At 47.4% G+C, this 17,863-nt stretch carries 20 protein-coding genes; 2 read left to right on the forward strand and 18 right to left on the reverse strand.

What is annotated here, in order from left to right; translation table 11 throughout:
• Positions 1–63 precede the first annotated feature (63 nt).
• From FYJ45_RS04390 to yneA, 3 genes are all read right to left on the reverse strand, one after another.
• Positions 64–2,916, reverse strand: coding sequence for a histidine kinase dimerization/phospho-acceptor domain-containing protein (locus FYJ45_RS04390; RefSeq protein WP_235930566.1), 2,853 nt, complete (start codon positions 2,914–2,916; stop codon positions 64–66).
• The gene (locus tag FYJ45_RS04395) at positions 2,891–3,604 is read right to left on the reverse strand and encodes a response regulator transcription factor (protein WP_025489923.1); all 714 of its coding nucleotides are present in this window, start codon (positions 3,602–3,604) and stop codon (positions 2,891–2,893) included. Before FYJ45_RS04395 ends, FYJ45_RS04390 begins: the two co-directional genes overlap by 26 nt.
• A 332-nt stretch (positions 3,605–3,936) precedes the next feature.
• Complete coding sequence (gene yneA, locus FYJ45_RS04400) at positions 3,937–4,290, reverse strand: cell division suppressor protein YneA (protein WP_025489924.1); 354 nt, start codon at positions 4,288–4,290, stop codon at positions 3,937–3,939.
• A gap of 222 nt (positions 4,291–4,512) precedes the next feature.
• Between yneA and lexA the strand changes: the two genes are divergently transcribed.
• Positions 4,513–5,133 (forward strand): transcriptional repressor LexA, encoded by a 621-nt coding sequence (gene lexA / locus FYJ45_RS04405; RefSeq protein ID WP_021639143.1) that lies wholly within the window; start codon positions 4,513–4,515, stop codon positions 5,131–5,133.
• Between the two features lie 228 nt (positions 5,134–5,361).
• Here the strand turns inward: lexA and FYJ45_RS04410 are convergent, their stop codons facing one another.
• On the reverse strand, positions 5,362–5,589 hold the full coding sequence (locus tag FYJ45_RS04410) for a hypothetical protein (protein WP_035323601.1): 228 nt from the start codon (positions 5,587–5,589) through the stop codon (positions 5,362–5,364).
• 119 nt (positions 5,590–5,708) lie between these two features.
• Positions 5,709–6,488, reverse strand: coding sequence for a GNAT family N-acetyltransferase (locus tag FYJ45_RS04415; RefSeq protein ID WP_154463644.1), 780 nt, complete (start codon positions 6,486–6,488; stop codon positions 5,709–5,711).
• Between the two features lie 163 nt (positions 6,489–6,651).
• Between FYJ45_RS04415 and FYJ45_RS04420 the strand changes: the two genes are divergently transcribed.
• Complete coding sequence (locus FYJ45_RS04420) at positions 6,652–7,494, forward strand: AraC family transcriptional regulator (protein ID WP_117543626.1); 843 nt, start codon at positions 6,652–6,654, stop codon at positions 7,492–7,494.
• A 95-nt stretch (positions 7,495–7,589) separates the two neighbouring features.
• Here FYJ45_RS04420 and rsfS read toward each other — a convergent pair whose 3' ends face one another.
• The 13 genes from rsfS to FYJ45_RS04485 all read right to left on the reverse strand — a co-directional run bounded on the left by rsfS (position 7,590) and on the right by FYJ45_RS04485 (position 17,577).
• Complete coding sequence (gene rsfS, locus FYJ45_RS04425) at positions 7,590–7,949, reverse strand: ribosome silencing factor (protein ID WP_154463645.1); 360 nt, start codon at positions 7,947–7,949, stop codon at positions 7,590–7,592.
• A gap of 9 nt (positions 7,950–7,958) precedes the next feature.
• Positions 7,959–8,591, reverse strand: coding sequence for a bis(5'-nucleosyl)-tetraphosphatase (symmetrical) YqeK (gene yqeK / locus FYJ45_RS04430; RefSeq protein WP_154463646.1), 633 nt, complete (start codon positions 8,589–8,591; stop codon positions 7,959–7,961).
• Positions 8,584–9,276, reverse strand: coding sequence for a nicotinate-nucleotide adenylyltransferase (nadD, locus tag FYJ45_RS04435; RefSeq protein ID WP_044915437.1), 693 nt, complete (start codon positions 9,274–9,276; stop codon positions 8,584–8,586). The genes yqeK and nadD overlap by 8 nt, the downstream gene beginning before the upstream one ends.
• Before the next feature lie 35 nt (positions 9,277–9,311).
• Positions 9,312–9,602: a ribosome assembly RNA-binding protein YhbY gene (gene yhbY / locus FYJ45_RS04440; protein WP_154463647.1), complete on the reverse strand. Its 291-nt coding sequence runs from the start codon at positions 9,600–9,602 to the stop codon at positions 9,312–9,314.
• Between the two features lie 21 nt (positions 9,603–9,623).
• Entirely contained in the window at positions 9,624–10,913 is a 1,290-nt protein-coding gene (gene obgE / locus FYJ45_RS04445; RefSeq protein WP_025489929.1) for a GTPase ObgE, read from the reverse strand.
• 102 nt (positions 10,914–11,015) lie between these two features.
• Positions 11,016–11,300 (reverse strand): 50S ribosomal protein L27, encoded by a 285-nt coding sequence (gene rpmA / locus FYJ45_RS04450; protein WP_021639133.1) that lies wholly within the window; start codon positions 11,298–11,300, stop codon positions 11,016–11,018.
• Positions 11,301–11,305: 5 nt separating this feature from the next.
• Entirely contained in the window at positions 11,306–11,635 is a 330-nt protein-coding gene (locus FYJ45_RS04455; RefSeq protein ID WP_102288830.1) for a ribosomal-processing cysteine protease Prp, read from the reverse strand.
• Between the two features lie 9 nt (positions 11,636–11,644).
• Positions 11,645–11,950 carry a 50S ribosomal protein L21 gene (rplU, locus tag FYJ45_RS04460; RefSeq protein ID WP_021639131.1) on the reverse strand — a complete coding sequence of 102 codons (306 nt, stop codon included), beginning with the start codon at positions 11,948–11,950 and terminating at the stop codon, positions 11,645–11,647.
• 199 nt (positions 11,951–12,149) lie between these two features.
• A complete protein-coding gene (locus FYJ45_RS04465; protein ID WP_154463648.1) occupies positions 12,150–12,797 on the reverse strand; it encodes a hypothetical protein in 648 nt (215 codons plus the stop codon).
• A 118-nt stretch (positions 12,798–12,915) separates the two neighbouring features.
• Positions 12,916–13,452 carry an NUDIX hydrolase gene (locus FYJ45_RS04470; RefSeq protein WP_235930567.1) on the reverse strand — a complete coding sequence of 179 codons (537 nt, stop codon included), beginning with the start codon at positions 13,450–13,452 and terminating at the stop codon, positions 12,916–12,918.
• Between the two features lie 74 nt (positions 13,453–13,526).
• Positions 13,527–14,759, reverse strand: a complete 1,233-nt coding sequence (locus tag FYJ45_RS04475; protein WP_154463649.1) for a ribonuclease E/G — start codon at positions 14,757–14,759, stop codon at positions 13,527–13,529.
• The gene (locus FYJ45_RS04480) at positions 14,756–15,529 is read right to left on the reverse strand and encodes a TIGR03936 family radical SAM-associated protein (RefSeq protein ID WP_154463650.1); all 774 of its coding nucleotides are present in this window, start codon (positions 15,527–15,529) and stop codon (positions 14,756–14,758) included. Before FYJ45_RS04480 ends, FYJ45_RS04475 begins: the two co-directional genes overlap by 4 nt.
• Positions 15,526–17,577 carry a TIGR03960 family B12-binding radical SAM protein gene (locus tag FYJ45_RS04485; RefSeq protein WP_154463651.1) on the reverse strand — a complete coding sequence of 684 codons (2,052 nt, stop codon included), beginning with the start codon at positions 17,575–17,577 and terminating at the stop codon, positions 15,526–15,528. The genes FYJ45_RS04480 and FYJ45_RS04485 overlap by 4 nt, the downstream gene beginning before the upstream one ends.
• Positions 17,578–17,863: the final 286 nt, after the last annotated feature.

Below are 17,863 nucleotides of genomic sequence, written 5' to 3' on the forward strand. Positions count from 1 at the left end.
ACGATTCCTTTCAGTACATGCCGAAAACCGCTGCACGTACAGGCGGTGCAGCGGTTTTGGTATTTATTCTTCCTCTGTCTGATTTTTCTTCCGTTCTTTTCTGATCCTTTTTTTAAAGAAGGAACCTTTTGGCTCCGATGCTTCCTGCGGCACAGCTGCAGGCTGGGAGTTCATGTCCTCCTGCGAAAAAGGAGGCCGGGTATTCTGCCAGGCTGTATTAGGCGCAGGCTGTGTTCCCATGCGTCCTCCGCCCGGATAGCTTCCGCCATTGTAAGGCGCAGCGCCATAACCGCTGCCGTTTATTGGCCGGCCGGCGCCATAGCCGGTGCGGGGCATTTCCTGCCCGGCGCCGTAATTTCCTGTGCGGGGCATTCCCTGGGCGCTTCCGTACATTCCGGGATACCCACCGTAAAAGTTCTGCGCGGAGGGGTTATTGTACATACCTGGCCCGCCATAATAACCCTGGGGATTCTGTACGGGATAAGGTATCTGCTGCCTGGAAAAAGTACTGCTTTCACCGGTAAGCACGTTATTTTGCTCAGGCTTTTCTTCCTGTATGGAAACGGCTTTCTTCTTAAACCGGAGGATTACCTTAAACAGGTCGCCGTCTATGGCAATCTGCATGGAACCTCCCTGCAGCTCGGCAAAACTCTTGGCAATTGCCAGGCCGAGTCCGCTGCCTTCCGTATTTCTGGAATCATCTCCTCTGACAAAACGTTCCGTCAGCTCTTCAGGGGCAACGGACAGTTCCGTTGCAGAAATATTCTTCAGCTCTACCCTCACATAATCGCTTTCATCTTTCAGATTGACATAAACCCTGGTCCCACTAAGGGCGTATTTGATGATATTGCTGTACAGATTGTCAAAGATCCTGTAGGTTTTCTGGCTGTCCAGAGGAAGGATAATCCGTTCCTTTGGCAGGTTGAATTTGAAATCCAGCCCGGCGGCTTCAATACGGTCATCCTGTTCCAGATAGGCCTGCCGTAGCAGGTTGCAGATATCCACGTCCACAATCTGCAGGGTTACGGATTTGCTGCTGGCCTTGCTGATTTCAAACAAATCCTCTATCAGCACCTTCAGCCGGTTGGACTTGCGCTGCAGGATATCCAGATATTCCGTTTTCTTTTCCTCTGTAATATCCGGTTCCCTGAGCAGCTCTATATAGGTAATAATAGCGGTCAGAGGCGTCTTCAGGTCATGGGACACATTGGTGATCAGCTCTGTCTTCATGCGCTGGCTCTTTACTTCTTCATCCACTGCGCGTTTGAAGTCCATCTGAATCTGCCGCAGCTGTGATTTATAGCTTTCGAATATACCGAAATCCTCGGAAAGCGCAGTATCCAGATTGCCCTGGGCAATAGAACGGGTAGCACCCAGCAGCTTCCGGTATTTGCTCTGGATATCCTTCACATATCTTTTCAGAATGAAGTAAATGATGACTGAATAAATAACCAGGCCAAATATACCGGCAAACCAAAAGCAGCATATAACAAGAAGGATGGCAAAATTTACAAGGATTACCTTTATAATAATGCTGTTGGCATCCGTCCCGATATCATAGGTCACCAGATCTGTGTAAAAGCTGTGGCACAGACTGCGTATCTTACCAACAATGCGGTTCCAGTATTTACAAATCAGGCTGTGCTCCTTCAGAAAGCCCTTTCGGAAACCGGATAAACCTGAGCCTATCAGGAAGGAGGCAATGAAAATGACCGTAAGCATGAGGAACATAACCGTTTTGTCAAGGGGCAGAATGCCCAGCTTGCCATTGCCCCCGATTCCTGCCCTCACATTGCGCAGAAACAGGTCGTTTTGATATTCATAAATATACTGGATAACCAGGGATGTAGTGGAAAATAAAACCACGGCAGCAACGGTCAGAAACTCTAACGGAATAAGGCTGATGAACGGCAGCAGCTCCTCTGAGTAAAGGCTTTTCTTCCTGCAGAGGAAAAAACCGGCCAGGGCCATCGCCAATATAAAGGCCAGATAGGCCGGAGCGATACCCGCTTCAAAATAACTGTCCCGCCCCGCAAAATGCATGCTCTGGAAATTTGCCATATAAACATAATAATTGTCAGGCTTCATCAGCTCCGTATACTGCGCCTGTGTCAGGCCATAAATAATTCTCATATCAGCCGGCGAAGATATGCTCAGCCGCAGCGTTGGTGAGGAAGCGTTTTCATAATCACCGCTGTAAAGCGTATACTCGGCAACACGGCCATTCACCTCAGCATCATAATCATAGGAATAAGAATACCCGTTGGGAGTTTCCTTACTCAGCTTCAGAGGGAACTCATGCCCTGCATTCTGGACGCGGCTTAAAAACTGTTTTGCATTATTCCTGCACTTTACATTGACATTGGTGATATTGCCGGCGCTGTCATACTGCAGGTTCAGGTAATACATATACTCGGAATTCGCCTGCTTATCGGAAGCATCCTCTCCGCCCACTGCATCAGGCAGGCCGGATCCGCTGTTTGAGATAACAGTTCCGGTATTCAAATCCTCAACATAATAATCCATCATTTCACTGAGGGAACTCAGCATGCTTTCATAGGACGTACACTGGCTGTTAATCGCCTCCCTCTGCAGAGCAAGGAAGGACTGTATACTGGAATCCATATAGGAATCTGAGGGATTATCTGATGCCGGCATCTCAATATCAAGATAAAGATCCGAGTATTCATATTGCTTTTGATCTGCTTTTTCACGAAGGTATTTATATTGAACCAGATTTATTGAAAACAGGTCGCTTATAAAGTCCTGTTCTGTAAGAGGATCAATATAGCTTTCTTCCGCCTTTTTCTGAAAAAGAGGAAACAGACTCATGAAAAGAATGCTGGCAGCCGCACTGATCGCAATTACCGGCAGCAGAAAAGAGCTTTTTTTATTGCTTTTCCATTTTGTATCCAACGCCCCACACCACCTTTAGATATTTCGGATTTTTAGGATCGATTTCGATTTTCTCCCTGATTTTGCGGATATGGACCATAATAGTATCTGTATTGATTGCTTTTTCGTTCCAGATACGTTCATATATTTCATCTGCACTGAATACCCGTCCCGGATTTTTTATGAGAAGAAGCAATATCTTAAATTCGATAGGCGTAAGCTTCACAGGATTGCCGTCTACAAAAACTTCCACCGTTTCCTCGTTAACCTCAATGCCGCCCAGACAATGATATGTATCATTTTCCGGCTCTGCGGCTTTGTTTACAGCGTCCAGATAACGGCTGTAGCGGCGCAGATGGGAATTTACCCTGGCCAGCAGCTCCATGGTAGTAAACGGTTTTGTCACGTAATCATCAGCGCCCATATTCAGCCCCATGATTTTATCAACCTCTTCAGATTTGGCTGAAAGCATGATAACAGGGAAATCATATCCCTTATCTCTTACCTTCATCATCATGGTAATGCCGTCCATTCGGGGCATCATAATATCTACAATAGCGAGATGAATCTCTTCCCGTCTAATAATTTCCAGGCCTTCCACTCCATCTCCGGCCTGAAATACCACATAGCCCTGATTCCTAAGATATATTTCAATTCCTTCTCGGATATCCCGGTCGTCCTCAACTACCAATATACGGTTTGCTTCCAATTTTAACATCCTCCCTCTGCTGTCAGCAATTTTTTGCAGCTATCCGGCCGCATTTATAAAACATTATAGCATACTTTCCTCCTTTTTTCCTCTAAATTACAAAAACATAAGAGGTAAACAGTGGTAAAGCAGTTACAGGGCAGCCGCAGGCTAAGCTGTAACGTAAAGTACATCCGGGGAAAAGGCACAATCAGGTTTATAAACAGAATAGACCAGAAAACTGAAAAATCCATACAGAAAAAACCAAAGAATTTCTAAAGAAACTCTTTGGTTTTATGGAAATCAGGCAGTATAAAAGCTCTTATATATCAAATTGGCAAGCTCTGTGGCAGTTACTTGAATTCTGCCGAATAGTACGGGATGATCAGGTAGTCTCCTGCGTTAATATTCTCATCCAGGAGATGGTTCGTCCGGATTACTTCCCTGATAAACGCTTCCCTGGATTCAAAATTTCCATCCGCATAGGTGTCGGCAAGTGTCCAGAGTGAATCTCCCGATTCAATACGGATGCTGGTAAAATATTTATAATAAACGGTCTCCCCGGGAGCCTGTGCCCTGGATATGAAGCTGCCGCCGGCAATAGCAAGAACAAGTATAATGGCGGCAGATACGACAAAAAGAAGGATATGCCGTCTGAGCTCCTGTTCTCTTCTGATTCTGTTAAGACGAATTCTTTCCTCAATCATGATCTGCCCCTCCTGACCTGTCCGAACAGGTGTAACGAACACACGTTCTTTATGTTTTGTATTATATCGAACATAGATTCGATTGTCAATACCCTGGAGTAAAAAATCGAACAGTCATTCGGAATATATGTTTGCTTTTTAATTTTCCCTATGATATACTAAAAAAAACGGCACCGGCAGAATACTACCGGTGTCTGTCAGGAATTTAAAGGAGGATGAAATATGGCACAGGGTAAAATTACTGCAAAGCAGAAAGAAATCCTGGACTACATAAAAGAACAGATACTGGAAAGGGGATATCCGCCGGCAGTAAGGGAAATCTGTGAGGCGGTTCACCTGAAATCCACCTCTTCCGTGCACTCCCACCTGGAGACGCTGGAGAAGAACGGATACATCAGAAGAGATCCCACCAAGCCCCGTGCGATTGAGATTTGTGACGACAGCTTCCAGATGGTCAGGACCGAGCTGGTGAGCCTGCCTGTGGTCGGCAATGTAGCGGCCGGGCAGCCCATACTTGCGGAAGAGAATATTGAAAGCTACTTTCCTATCCCCGCAGAGTATATACCGACCGGAGAACCCTCATTTATCTTAAAGGTACGCGGGGATTCCATGGTCAACGCGGGAATCAATAACGGCGATCAGATATTTGTACAGAGCTGTGCTACGGCGAGGAACGGCGATATGGTGGTTGCCCTGATTGACGATTCCGCAACGGTCAAGACCTTTTACAGGGAAAAAGGCCATATCCGCCTGCAGCCGGAGAATGACAATATGGCTCCCATTATTGTAAATGACTGTAAGATCCTCGGTAAGGTGTTCGGTGTGTTCCGTATCTACCATTAATCGTTTCCGCAGGCCAGAGAAGCTCAGCCATAATAAATAAACAATAATTTTTCCAGACATAACAGCGCCCGCTTACGAAAAGTCCCATTTCTGTAAGCGGGCGCTTAAAATTACTATAATTTTTTTGCAGAGACCAAACCTCGTTTGTGCTGGACATGTCCGCATCGGTAGCAAAACAAGCTATTGACCTGGTCGGTCATTCATCGAAAGTGCAAATCCAGAAGCCAGTTAACGAAACATAAAGGTTATTTCACAGCCGTCCGCTACTCTTCTGCAGATATTTACCGTCCTGTCCATAATCAGGCTGAAGCTGTTTTCCTCAGCCTCCACATCCAGTTCCTTTAAATCCTCAGAAATACTGACCGAACGGACGCCTTCCAGACCGTCCATTTCACGAAGAATTTTTTCAGCCTTGCCTGTATCCGTCAAATGGGTCAGATGATAGCTTCTTAACATAAAGAGTCTCTTCCTTTCCGGTTTTATCTGAAGTATTACCGGAAATTGGAAGTTTAAACAGATGCTGGCCCGGAATTGGTGCATAAAATAAAACGGGATACAAAAAGGCACCTCCCAGTTTATCTGATGCGGTACCAGTAAGTATAGACTTCTTCAAAACCAATGCTTTGATACAATCTGACAGCAGGCCTGTTGGCGGCGGACACCTGAAGGAATGCGGTATCGGCTCCCTCTCTGCGGCCTTCCTCCATTATGGCGCGGCAAATGCGGGCGCCGATTCCTTTCTGGCGGAAATCATTGTGTACCCGGATATCATACAAGCCTATTTTGCCATCCTCCACAACACCCAGGCCGCAGCCGATAATTCTGTCATTTTCATATAAAGCGGCACAGTATACAGGATTTCTGATTGCTGTAAGCATGGCCCTTGCGGATTCCGGGCAGATGCAGTCACCGCCGTCGAGAGAAAGAAATGCCTCCAGCCAGCTATCGTCCATTGTACGGGTCAGCCGGATTTGGGTGCCGGAAGCCGCTGATGCGCCTGCGGCATCTCCCTGTGCGTTTTTGAGGCTTTCGCCTTCATTGGTCAGGCGGCATTCCATAATATAGGTTTTGTCCTGCTGCTCATATTCCCTCATTGCCAGCTGCTGATCCAGAGCGGCCGGTACGTTGGCTGTCATTTTAAATACACAGGGAAGCCCTTTTTCCCTGAATTTATTTTCACAATACTCTATTTTATCCTCATATGCTTTTGTAGAAAGATAAAGCGGATTGACACAGTTCCCCTCATGGGCCGTTCCGCCGGAAAACCGGAGAATCCAGCCATCGTAAACCTCAGTATGCAAAACGGGAAACGCGTTAAGCGCAAGCTCTTCATAACGCAGTGCTGCAAAGTTCATAGTGTAAGCCTCCTCTACTATCTTCTATTTTACCCGGCATTTTCCATACAAAAAACAGAACAGGTGCTTTCAATCTTGCAAATTGTGCTTTATAATAAGGAATAAGAAAAATTTATGTAAGAGCATGTTTGAAAATTGTTCCAGTGTTGTCAGGAGAGTGAAGATGGAAAATTATGAAAAGACGGGGTATCTTAAGAATGATTTCAGGATTTTTCATTTGAAGGATGCCAGAAAAATGGATATTGCCTATCATTATCATGACTTTGACAAGATTGTTTTGTTCCTGAGCGGGGACGTGACGTACTCAATTGAAGGACGGCGGTACGAGCTGAGGCCTTATGATGTTATTCTGGTAAATGCCGGAGAGATCCACAGACCAGTGATTCACAGCGATATGCCTTATGAGAGGATTATTATTTATGTGTCTTCCGGGTTTATGCGGGAGTACAGGGATGAGAATTATGATTTGAGCCGGTGTTTTCAGGAAGCGAGGGAAAAACACGGGAATGTTCTGCGCATAGATAATCTGGAAAAAAGCAGCCTGTTTGCGGTGTGCAGGGAGCTGGAGCGTTCTTTCTCCAGCCAGGAATATGCCAATGGGCTTTATCAGAAGGTGCTTTTTCTGGAGTTTATGATATGGCTGAACCGGGCGCTGATTAACAATCATGCGAATTATCTTGAAAATGAAGTGTCCAACGAAAAGATTGCGGCTATTGTGGATTATATCAATGCTCATTTGAAGGATGAAATTACTGTGGATGGCCTGGCAGAGCATTTTTTTGTCAGCAGGTCTTATCTGATGCATCTGTTCAAAGCGGAAACCGGATATTCCATCGGTTCCTACATCAGTGAAAAGCGTCTGCTGCTGGCGAAAACACAGATTCAGAATGGAATGAGCGTTACGGAAGCATGCTATGCATGCGGTTTTAAGGATTATTCCACTTTTTCCAGGGCGTTTAAGAAAAAGTTCCAGACCACGCCAAAGCATTCTGGTAAGATTATCTGAACAGCTCTGTGAAATTATGAATCGAAGGAATCCATGAATCGCCGCAATCATTTCGCAGACAGGTAATTTGCCGGGCTTTCGCCAACTAACGGGGATTAATTGAAATCTTCCCGTGCAATTCTTTTTCCGTCTCTCCATATTCTTTCAAGATCGTAGAAAAGACGGTTTTCACGGTCGAAAACGTGGACGATAATATCGCCGTAATCCATGAGTATCCAGTTGGCGGTGTCATAGCCTTCAATTTGTTTCGGGCTGTAGCCGGCACGGCCCAGCTTTTCTTCCACGCTGTCCGTAAGGGCCTGGATCTGGCTGCGGTTGCTGCCGCTGGCAATCAGAAAATAATCTGCCAGAACGGATACTTCGCTGATGTCAATAATGCTGATGTCTTCCGCTTTCTTATCTTCCAGGGCTGTAATAGCCAGTCTGGTCATTTCCTTGGAACGTGAATCTGTCATAAAAGTACCTTACCTTTCCGTATTTTGTTCTCTCAGTGATTTATAGTAATCATAGGTCTGACGGGTGGCTTCATCTATTTCCATCTTGGATGCGGTCAAATAATCAAGCGTATCCCCGAGTATCCGGAACAGACAGTCGTCCAAATCCGTGAAGGCAAGCCTGCGTACCTCCGGCAGTCCAGGAGCCTGGCTGCGGCCAGGTTCGATATAATCCGCAATGTAAATAATTTTATCCATAACGGTCATATCAGGGCGGCCTGTTGTATGGTAGGTGATGGCATCCAGGATTTCCCGATCGGAAATGCCGTATTTCTTCTGTGCAAGATAGCTTCCCACCTTTGCATGGAGGAGGAAAGGATTCTTCTCCTCAGCGGCATTGATTGGAATATTGTTTTTCCGGCAGATGTCCACTCTCTTCTCATTTGTCAGATTTTTGGCGCAGTCATGAAGGAGTCCCGCCGTCTGCGCTTTGTGCACATTCTGTCCGTAACGCATGGCCAGGGCGGCCGCTGTATAGGCGACGCCCAGCGTGTGCTCATATCTTTTTTCTTCCAGGGCCTTACTTATGGCCTTTCGTAAAGCAATGATTTCCTGATTTTCTTTGGGACGCTTTGCATCGGAATGTTTTGCTTCTTTATTCATGTCTGTTCTCCTGCGAAGCCGGGACTGTTAAATCCCGGTAAAGATTATTTTTTTCAATATATTCCCGGACGCTTTCATGGACAAGATAGCGGATGGAACGTTCCTCACGGACCCGTCTGCGGATATCCGAGGAGGAAATATCTATATTCCCAATAGGTACCAGATGGATCTCGGCCTTAAATTTATCCTTCAGCTGCCCGGCCTTTTCCAGAAGCTCTTTTATATCACGGCCCTCACGCACCGCCGCAAGAATAACGGCCTTCTGAAAAATAATTTCAGGATCCTTCCAGCTTTCCATCTGGAACAGGCTGTCGGCTCCCAAAATAAAATAATAATCAGTTTCAGGATTCTCTTCCCCCAGCTGTTCCAGCGTCTGACAGGTATAGGTATAGCCGCCCCGGTCAATTTCCATGGAGGACAGGGAAAAATGCGGATTATCCGCAATGGACAGCCGCGTCATATGCAGCCTTGTGGCGCCGTCCAGAATTTCCGTCTGATCCTTCATATAAGAACAGCCGCTGGGAATAAAAAGAATTTCATCCAGCGAAAACATGGAGTAGGCATTTTCTGCCAGGAGCAGATGCCCCATATGCACGGGATTGAAGGTTCCTCCCATAATGCCCACTCTTCTGTGCCTTTTTTCTCCTTCTAAGGAGTGTGACTCCTGGTCTTTGCCTGTATTCATGAGGGATTCCTCCATTCAGACAGTTTTTCCTCTTACTATTTGGGAAGCTCGATCTTTTTATGTTCCTTGCTTTCCTTGTAAAGGACGATTTTTTTACCGATGACCTGAACTACCTGGGATTTTGTCCGTTCTGCCACGGTAGCGGCGATTTCGTTCGGATCATCAAAACAGTTCTTTAAAACGGCGATCTTAATCAGCTCCCGTTTGTTAAAAGCCTCCGAAATAGCTTCTGTCACTTCCGGAGTCAGGCTCCCCTTTCCAATCTGGAAAATTGGTTCCAGACTGCTGGCAAGGCTTTTGAGATAGGCTCTCTGTTTGCTTGTCATTTGTATTCCTCCCGCGCTTGCTTATTTATAGTAATCAAATTTCAATCCGTACATGCGGACCGTATCCCCCTCCTGAATTCCCAGTTCCTCCAGCTGTTCCAGTATGCCGGTTTCCTTAAGGAAATTCTGGAAGAAGGTGAAGCCCTTTTCCGAGTCCAGATTGGTATAGCCCAGCATCTTTTCGATACGGGGGCCTTCCACCACGTACTCATTTTCTTCTTCGTTATATTCCACGGTGTAGGGTTCGTTGGAATAACCGTTTTCAAATTCCGGAAAATACTCCTGTTCGAAAACGACCTGCTTTACCTCAGTCTGATCCAGCAGGCTGCTTACATAATAAAGCAGCTCCTTCAGCCCTTCCCCGCTTACCGCTGAAATCGGGAAAACCCGGATCCCCTTCGGCTCAAACTCAGCCTTCAGGGCATCAATGGGATTGTTTTCTGTATCTGTTATGGCATCAATTTTATTAGCTGCGATTACCGTGGGGCGGGAAGCGATTTCCATATTATATTCTTCCAGCTCCTTATTGATGGCATAAATATCTGCGATCGGGTCACGTCCTTCGGTTCCCGCCGCATCCACCATATGAATGATAACCCTGGTTCGTTCAATGTGGCGTAGAAACTCATGGCCCAGGCCGACACCTTCCGAAGCGCCTTCAATCAGCCCCGGGATATCCGCGATGACAAAGCCCTTTGCGCCGTCCATATCCACCACGCCCAGATTAGGGATGATGGTGGTGAAATGATAATTGGCAATTTTAGGCCTGGCATTGGTAACTCTGGAAAGGAGAGTGGATTTTCCCACATTAGGAAAGCCTACCAGGCCAACGTCAGCTATCATCTTAAGCTCCAGAAGCAGCTCCAGTTCTCTGGCCGGCTGCCCCGGCTGGGCATATTTGGGAGCCTGCATGGTGCTGGTGGCATAATGCTGGTTGCCGTTGCCGCCGCGTCCCCCGGTGAGGAGAACGATTCGCCGGTTGTCACCGGACATATCAGCAATGACTTTTCCGCTTTCGGCTTCTTTGATGACAGTGCCTTCCGGAACCTTAATTATGATGTCTTCGCCATCCTTGCCGCGGCAGTTGCGTTTGCCGCCTTCCTGCCCGTCTACCGCCTTATATTTGCGGACATGCCTGAAATCGGTCAGGGTGTTCAGGCCTTCGTCCACCTGGAAAATAACATCTCCGCCCCTTCCGCCGTCTCCGCCGTCAGGGCCGCCGTTCGGTACATACTTTTCTCTGCGGAAAGAAACGTGACCGTCCCCGCCTTTGCCGCTTCTGACATAAATTCTCGCTCTGTCTGCAAACATAATTAATCCTTTCAAAAAACCGCAAAATGCGGCGAACTTTACAATAAATAATAATGGAAAGGGCTTCAAACAAAAGATGTTTGAAGCCCGGCAGATACGTACTTATTTTTCTACAGGATAAACGGAAGCCTGCTTTTTGTCTCTTCCTTTTCTTTCGAATCTCAGTACACCGTCTACTAATGCGAATAAAGTATCATCGCCGCCGCGTCCTACATTAACGCCGGGATGAATCTTTGTTCCACGCTGTCTGAAAAGAATGTTTCCTGCTTTAACGAACTGTCCATCAGCTCTCTTGGCGCCTAATCTCTTGGACTCGGAGTCTCTGCCGTTCTTTGTGGAACCAACTCCTTTTTTATGAGCAAAAAACTGAAGGTTCATTTTTAACATTGGGTCTACACCTCCTCGAATTGAAGTTTCAGGTATTTACTACCATATTGTTCTTTCACTTCCTGCAAGCCAAGCAGCATGGAATCCATAAGGAGTGCGGTCTTCTTATTAACAGGATTGGCAAATCTGACATCAATTAAACCTTCCTCTTCATTGGTAATTACTGACATCTCCTCACCGGCTAACTGCTCGATGGAATTGATGGCGTTAATTACAAGGACGGATACGGATGCGCAGACTATATCCCTGCCTGCTGCGGCAAAACCGCTGTGGCCGATACAGGTAAACCCTGCATAGCCTCCTGTGCTTGTCTTTCTGACTAATATCTTCGTCATGATTTCTGATTAAGCGTTGATCTTTTCAATCTTAACCTGTGTGTAGGGCTGTCTGTGACCATTTTTCTTATGGTAACCGGTTTTTCTCTTATACTTGTAAACGATGACTTTCTTTCCTTTGCCTTCGCCTACTACAGTAGCAGAAACGGTAGCGTTAGCAACATCTTCGCCTACTTTAAGGCCGTTGTCACTCACTGCGATTACCTGGTCAAATGTAACAGCATCTCCTTCTGCTACGTTCAGTTTTTCAACCTTCAGAACGTCACCTTCGGAAACTTTATACTGCTTTCCACCTGTTGCAATAATTGCGTACATAGGGCACCTCCTATTTCCAAAACTCGCTAACTGCGGTGATGTCCCTGAGGACACACTTTTACCTCGTTATGCGGCATACTCATATATAATAGCATCGAGCCGGACAGGTGTCAACAAAAAATACGAAAAATTTGCCATAAATTTTTTGCCATGAATCTGATAATATCCATAACGGTTCTGATGAGAGAGCTTTCATAAATTACCCAAAAAGGTAAATGGTAATCTCCTGCGCATGAAAAGTATCGCCTTCCCAGAAGCCGTTCATTATCAAGCTGCGGCCGACCTCCAGATCCGCCTGGGTTCCCGGCGTGTTTGTCGAAGTGATTCCTCCGTCAGAAGAGCTGCAAATGGTAAAAACAGTCTGAGCATTATATTCGATATTAAGAAGCGTCTTGTCTTCATCGGAAGAATAAGCGAGCATTGATCCATCGTCCAATGTTTCCTTAAAAATCTGATTCACCACAAAGCTGCCGGTCCCGATGGTTTCAATATAGCCTGACAATTCGATGAGGTCATTGCCTTTGTCCGAAGCCTGTCCTTCTGTCTGCCCGCCGTCTTTGCCGGCATCATCAGCGGATGTATTCTTTGAAGCATTTCCTGAAGCAGGGGCATTACTGCTTTCCAGTATGTCTGTATCTGACTGGCTGCTGTTTTCTGCAGCGGAAGGGGTTTCAACTTCACCGGGCCGGGAAGAAGGCGCGCCGCTCTCCTGCGTTGCCTGTGAAGGGGAGGAATTCTCCTGTCCGGATTGGGAAGGACTGCCGCAGGCAGCCAGAATGGCCGCGCACAGAAGGATTGCGCACAGGCACCCTGAGATTCTTTTCGTTTTTCTGTCTTGTTTTTTCATTTGCTTTTTTCCTTTCCTGTATGTAATCAGGCGGATTGCCGCCGTCAAAAAACAGGATATCAGGTTTATCTCTAAGAACCTTCTAAAGGAAATAGTAACAATACGGACGCCCGGACTGTTACCGGAAATGGGCAAAGAAATAGGCGGCGGTCTGGGAACGGGAGCTGAACTCCTCGGTTCTAAGCATGGCCTTCAGCTCTTCCCGGGTATAAAGCCCGGCGGTAATTTCTTCATTGGCAGAGGTATGGTCGGAAAAAGTTCCTTCAGCTTCCAGTATTACCATGTAAGTGCTCGTATCGGAAAAACCTACCGCAGAATAAGAGGGCGGCAGGATATCCAGGAAACGGGCGACGGTAAGGCCCGTCTCCTCATACAGCTCGCGGCGGGCGCAGTCCTCCACGCTTTCACCCTCCTGAAGCATCCCGGCGCACAGATTATATATGGATTTATTGATGCTCATACGGAACTCCCGAAGCAGGAGCATGCGTTCCTTTTGAAAAGCAATAATCGTAACGCCGCTTGCCTTCCTGCCGATATCCCGGGGAGAAGCAAGGCGGTTCCGGCTGACCAGTTCGAATACTTTTTCTTTACCGCTTTTATTCAGATAGGTAAGCTCGTAATGCTTCAGATAGGCGCCTTCATGTATATTTTTCATACGGAGCAGCCGCATTGTTTTTTCCTCCAGCGAAAATGTTTGTAACCGGCAAGTTCAAAGCAGCCGGGAAAAAACTACTGTTCCAGCTGTTCTTTTAAGGGGCGGCGGATTTTCTTCCGGGTGATTTCCACCAGGCCCAGAGGGGTCATATCAATCAATGCCGTTTTTACCGGATCCCGTTTTAACTGTGCGGACAGGAATTCCAGCAGTTCCTGTCTGTCGTCAGCCTCCTCCATGTTTATGAAATCCACCAGGATAATTCCGGAAAGATTACGCAGGCGCAGCTGTCTGGCAATTTCCAGGGCCGCCTCCCGGTTGATCATGCGGAAGGTGTCACGAATGCCCTTCTTACCGCTGTATTTGCCTGAATTTACGTCGATAACCGTGAGGGCTTCCGTCGGTTCTATGACGAGGTAGCCGCCGGATTTGAGCCATACACGCGTTTCTGTGGCCTCCTTAAGCTTTGCAGACAGCCCGTACAGATTGGAAAGGGATACCCGGGGGTCCTCATAAAACTGCAGCCGGGACAGTTCCTCCGGGTACTGGGTTTTCAGAAAATCAGCGGTTTCCTCATATAGTTGCCTGTCATCCGTTATAATTGCATCAAACTGGTCGGTATGGGTGTCCCTTATTTCCATAAGATAAGGACTGGCAGGACGGTACAGACAGCTGTAGCAGGTACGTTTGTCGGCAACTGACAGAAGCTGGCAGGCCAGCGCAGAAAGCTTTTGGATATCGGAAACCAGCGGTTCCTTCTCCGTCAGCTCCCCGGCGTTGGTACGAATGATGAGGGAAGCATTTTTCAGGACTTCCGTCAATTCGTCTGCAGGGAGGAAATCCCTCAGCCGCTTTTTGACTGCAGTATCCAGCTTGCCTGAAAAGACCAGCCTGCCGGGAGCTTCGGAAGGAATAAGGACCGCATAACGCCCGGAAAAGGAAAGCTCCGGAGTCACCACGGGATCCTTGGTTTTAACGGCCTCTTTTTCCACCTGGACAAGGATCTCGTCCCCGGCCAGCAGCCGTCCGTCATAGGGGCGGTTCAAAAGCCTGGGCTCCGCTCTGCCGTCCAAAGGAAGGAATGCCCGTCTGCTCTGCGTGAGATCCACAAAAGCGGCATTAATATTTTTCACCACATGGTTGATTTTCCCTACATAAATGCTGCCCAGAATGCAGGTATCGGCATCCGGGGCAGCGGGCGCGCAGGCAGCCGGCTGGTAGGCATTAACCTCCGTCAGCCGGCCTTCATTAAGGAGCAGGGACAGAATATGTCTGTCCTGTCTGAGTAAAATCAGTTTGGAATCGTTCAAAAATCTTCCCCCACTTCATCCAGCGGCACGAAAACGGGAGATTCCGCCGTACCGGTGTTGGTATAGGTTTCTTCCCGGACCTGCTGAAGCGCTATGGAAGGCAGTTCTTCCTCCTGCGCATAAGGCTGTCCCGCAAAGTATGGCAGCCGCTGCTGCCCGGCAAACCGCCACAGGGCGTTTATCAGCAGGGCCGGCTTGATATTGCCGCCGCTGCTGGCATCCACCAGAAATTCCAGACTGCCATCTGCCGTTATTCTGCACTCATAAATTCCGGGTCTCAGATCCATCTGAGAGGTTCCTTTTTTTGTTTCCTTGGTAACCATAATGGCAGGCTGGGCAAGAAAGTTCTCCAGACAGGAATCAAGGAAATGGAAATCAAACGCAGGATCCTTAAAGTATACAGTATATCTGGCGGCCGCCACACTGGCCATGGCATTGCCCGCATTTTCCGGCAATGCCTTCACACTGAGGATTTCAATGCCGGGAACGCTCACTTCATTCAGCCTGCGGCACATCTCTGCCGATGACATTTGCGGTTTCAGGGCATTTTCTGCGGAAGTTTTCACCTCTATGTCCATATATTCCCCATTACTGTACATTCCTACTCCCAGCGGAGAGGCAAAGCTCATGATTTGGTGTGGGCTGTAGCCTGTGGAATAGGCCACGTCAATACCGGCCCTGCGAATCGCTTTCTGGAAAAAGCGCATCACATCCAGATGGCCGATGAATTTCATGCAGCCATATTTAGCAAATTTTACACGTACCTTCATGCCTGCGCCCCTCCTCTCTCTTCCTGTGCCGGCGGCTGTGTTTCTCCTGCAATTTCGCCGGTGTCCTGATGCAGCTGGGCATATTCTGTCAGCGTGCGCGCTGAACCGTCTTCAATTTCCCCCTGCGCATTTCTTTCCTCAAAACAGATGCCTCCTTTAAAGCGGGAAGCACCGCAGCCCTGACACTGCTGTTTACAGTTGGGGGTTACAATTCCCTCCTGAGCACGGAGCCATTCTCTCTTCAGGAATTCCTTGGAAACACCGCAGTCAAGAAAATCCCAGGGGAATATTTCATCCAGGCTCCTTTCCCTTGTGGTATAGAAACTGATATCAAGGCCGCATTCTTCAAAAGCCGCAAGCCAAACCTCATTTTTGAAAAATTCACTCCAGGAATCATAAAGGCAGCCTTTTTCATAGGCCTTCAGGATAACGGAGGCAATCTTTCGGTCGCCTCTGGCAAACACACCTTCCAAAACGCTTACATCGGCTTCATGCCAGTTGTATTTGATTCTTTTCTGGTTCAGCTGCTCCCTGATTGCCGTTTTCGTCAGATGGGCTTTTTCCAGGAATTCCTCCTTTGTGCTCATCTTCGCCCACTGGAAGGGGGTAAAGGGCTTGGGAATGAAGAACGATGTACTGGCCACAATCTGCACCTGTCCCGTTCTTTTTTCCCTGGGAACCGTCTCAAAGAAAAGCGCGGCAATTTTATTGGAAAGCTCGGCGATGCCGCGGATATCCTCTTCCGTCTCCGTGGGCAGGCCCAGCATAAAATACAGCTTCACTCTTGTCCAGCCGCCTTCAAAGGCCATAGCTGCACCCTTGAGGATTACCTCCTCCGTCAGGCCTTTATTGATAACATCGCGCAGTCGCTGGCTTCCGGCTTCCGGCGCGAAGGTCAGGCTGCTTTTTTTCACATCCTGTACCTTGCTCATGATATCAAGGGAAAAAGCGTCGATACGCAGGGAAGGCAGTGAAATATTCACCATACGTTCCCGGCAGGTATCCATAAGGAAGGTTACCAGCTCTTCCAGCATGGAATAATCGCTGGAGCTTAAGGAGCTGAGGGAAATTTCCTCCTGCCCCGTGCTTTCCAGCATATCGATGGCATACTTCTTAAGCATGTCCACATCCCGCTCCCTCACCGGGCGGTAAAGCTGCCCGGCCTGGCAGAAACGGCAGCCTCTGATACACCCCCTCTGAATTTCCAGCGTAACCCTGTCCTGGGTGATTTTGATAAAAGGAACCACAGGCTTCCTGGGGTAATAGGTATCCGTCAGATCCATCTGGATCTGCTTGAGAATCCTGGAAGGGATTCCTTCCACATTCGGAGTAAAAGAGGCGATGGTGCCGTCTTCCTTATAGCTTACATCATAAAGAGAGGGAACATACATGCCAGGCAGCTTTGCGGCCTCAATGAGAAACTCCCTGCGGCTGTTGCCGTTTTTGCGGTATTCCTTATAGAGATCCAGAAGCTGCCGGTAGATCGTCTCTCCTTCTCCAATATAGAAAATATCAAAAAAGTCTGCGATAGGCTCCGGGTTATAGGTACAGGGACCGCCCCCGATGACGATAGGGAAGGTTTCATCCCTGTCACGGGAAAGCAGCGGAATTCCCGCCAGATCCAGGATCTGCAGAATATTGGTGTAGCACATTTCATACTGGATGGTGATGCCTAAAAAATCAAAATTTCTCACAGGCTCCTGGGATTCCAGCGCGAACAGCGGGATATGCTTTTCACGCATTATTCTGTCCAGATCCACCCACGGGGAATAGACACGTTCACACCAGGTATCCTCCCAGCTGTTGAACATGTCATACAGGATCTGAATCCCCAGGTGGGACATGCCGATTTCGTAAACATCGGGGAAACACATGGCAAAGCGGATGTCTACCTTGTCTTTATCCTTCACAACCGCGTTTACCTCCCCGCCGATATAGCGGGCAGGCTTCTCTATATTTAACAATATTTCATCACTTAACGCTAAATTGCTCGTGATTAATTCTCTTGTATTCGTCGAAACATTGTTTTTTGTGGTTATTTTGTTCATTCTTTTTTTCGCCTTTACTGTGCAATTAATACGATTAAATTTTCTCTTTTATTTTGACTGGTTACAATTGTCATTACAATATCACTGGCTGATAAATATCATGAAAATCTGGGATAAACTGCTTTTGCTTTTCATACCATGCCCGTTTTACAATGAGTTCATCAATCACCCAGGCTGGAACAGGAACGCACCGGATACTATTTGAAGTTCTTGTTTCAACTTTCTGTGTCGTCAGAATTTCTGTTTCCGCATTGATATTACTTCCCAGCTGTCTCTTAATATATAT

Origin of the sequence: Eisenbergiella porci (assembly GCF_009696275.1) — a bacterium.
GTDB lineage: Bacteria > Bacillota > Clostridia > Lachnospirales > Lachnospiraceae > Eisenbergiella > Eisenbergiella porci.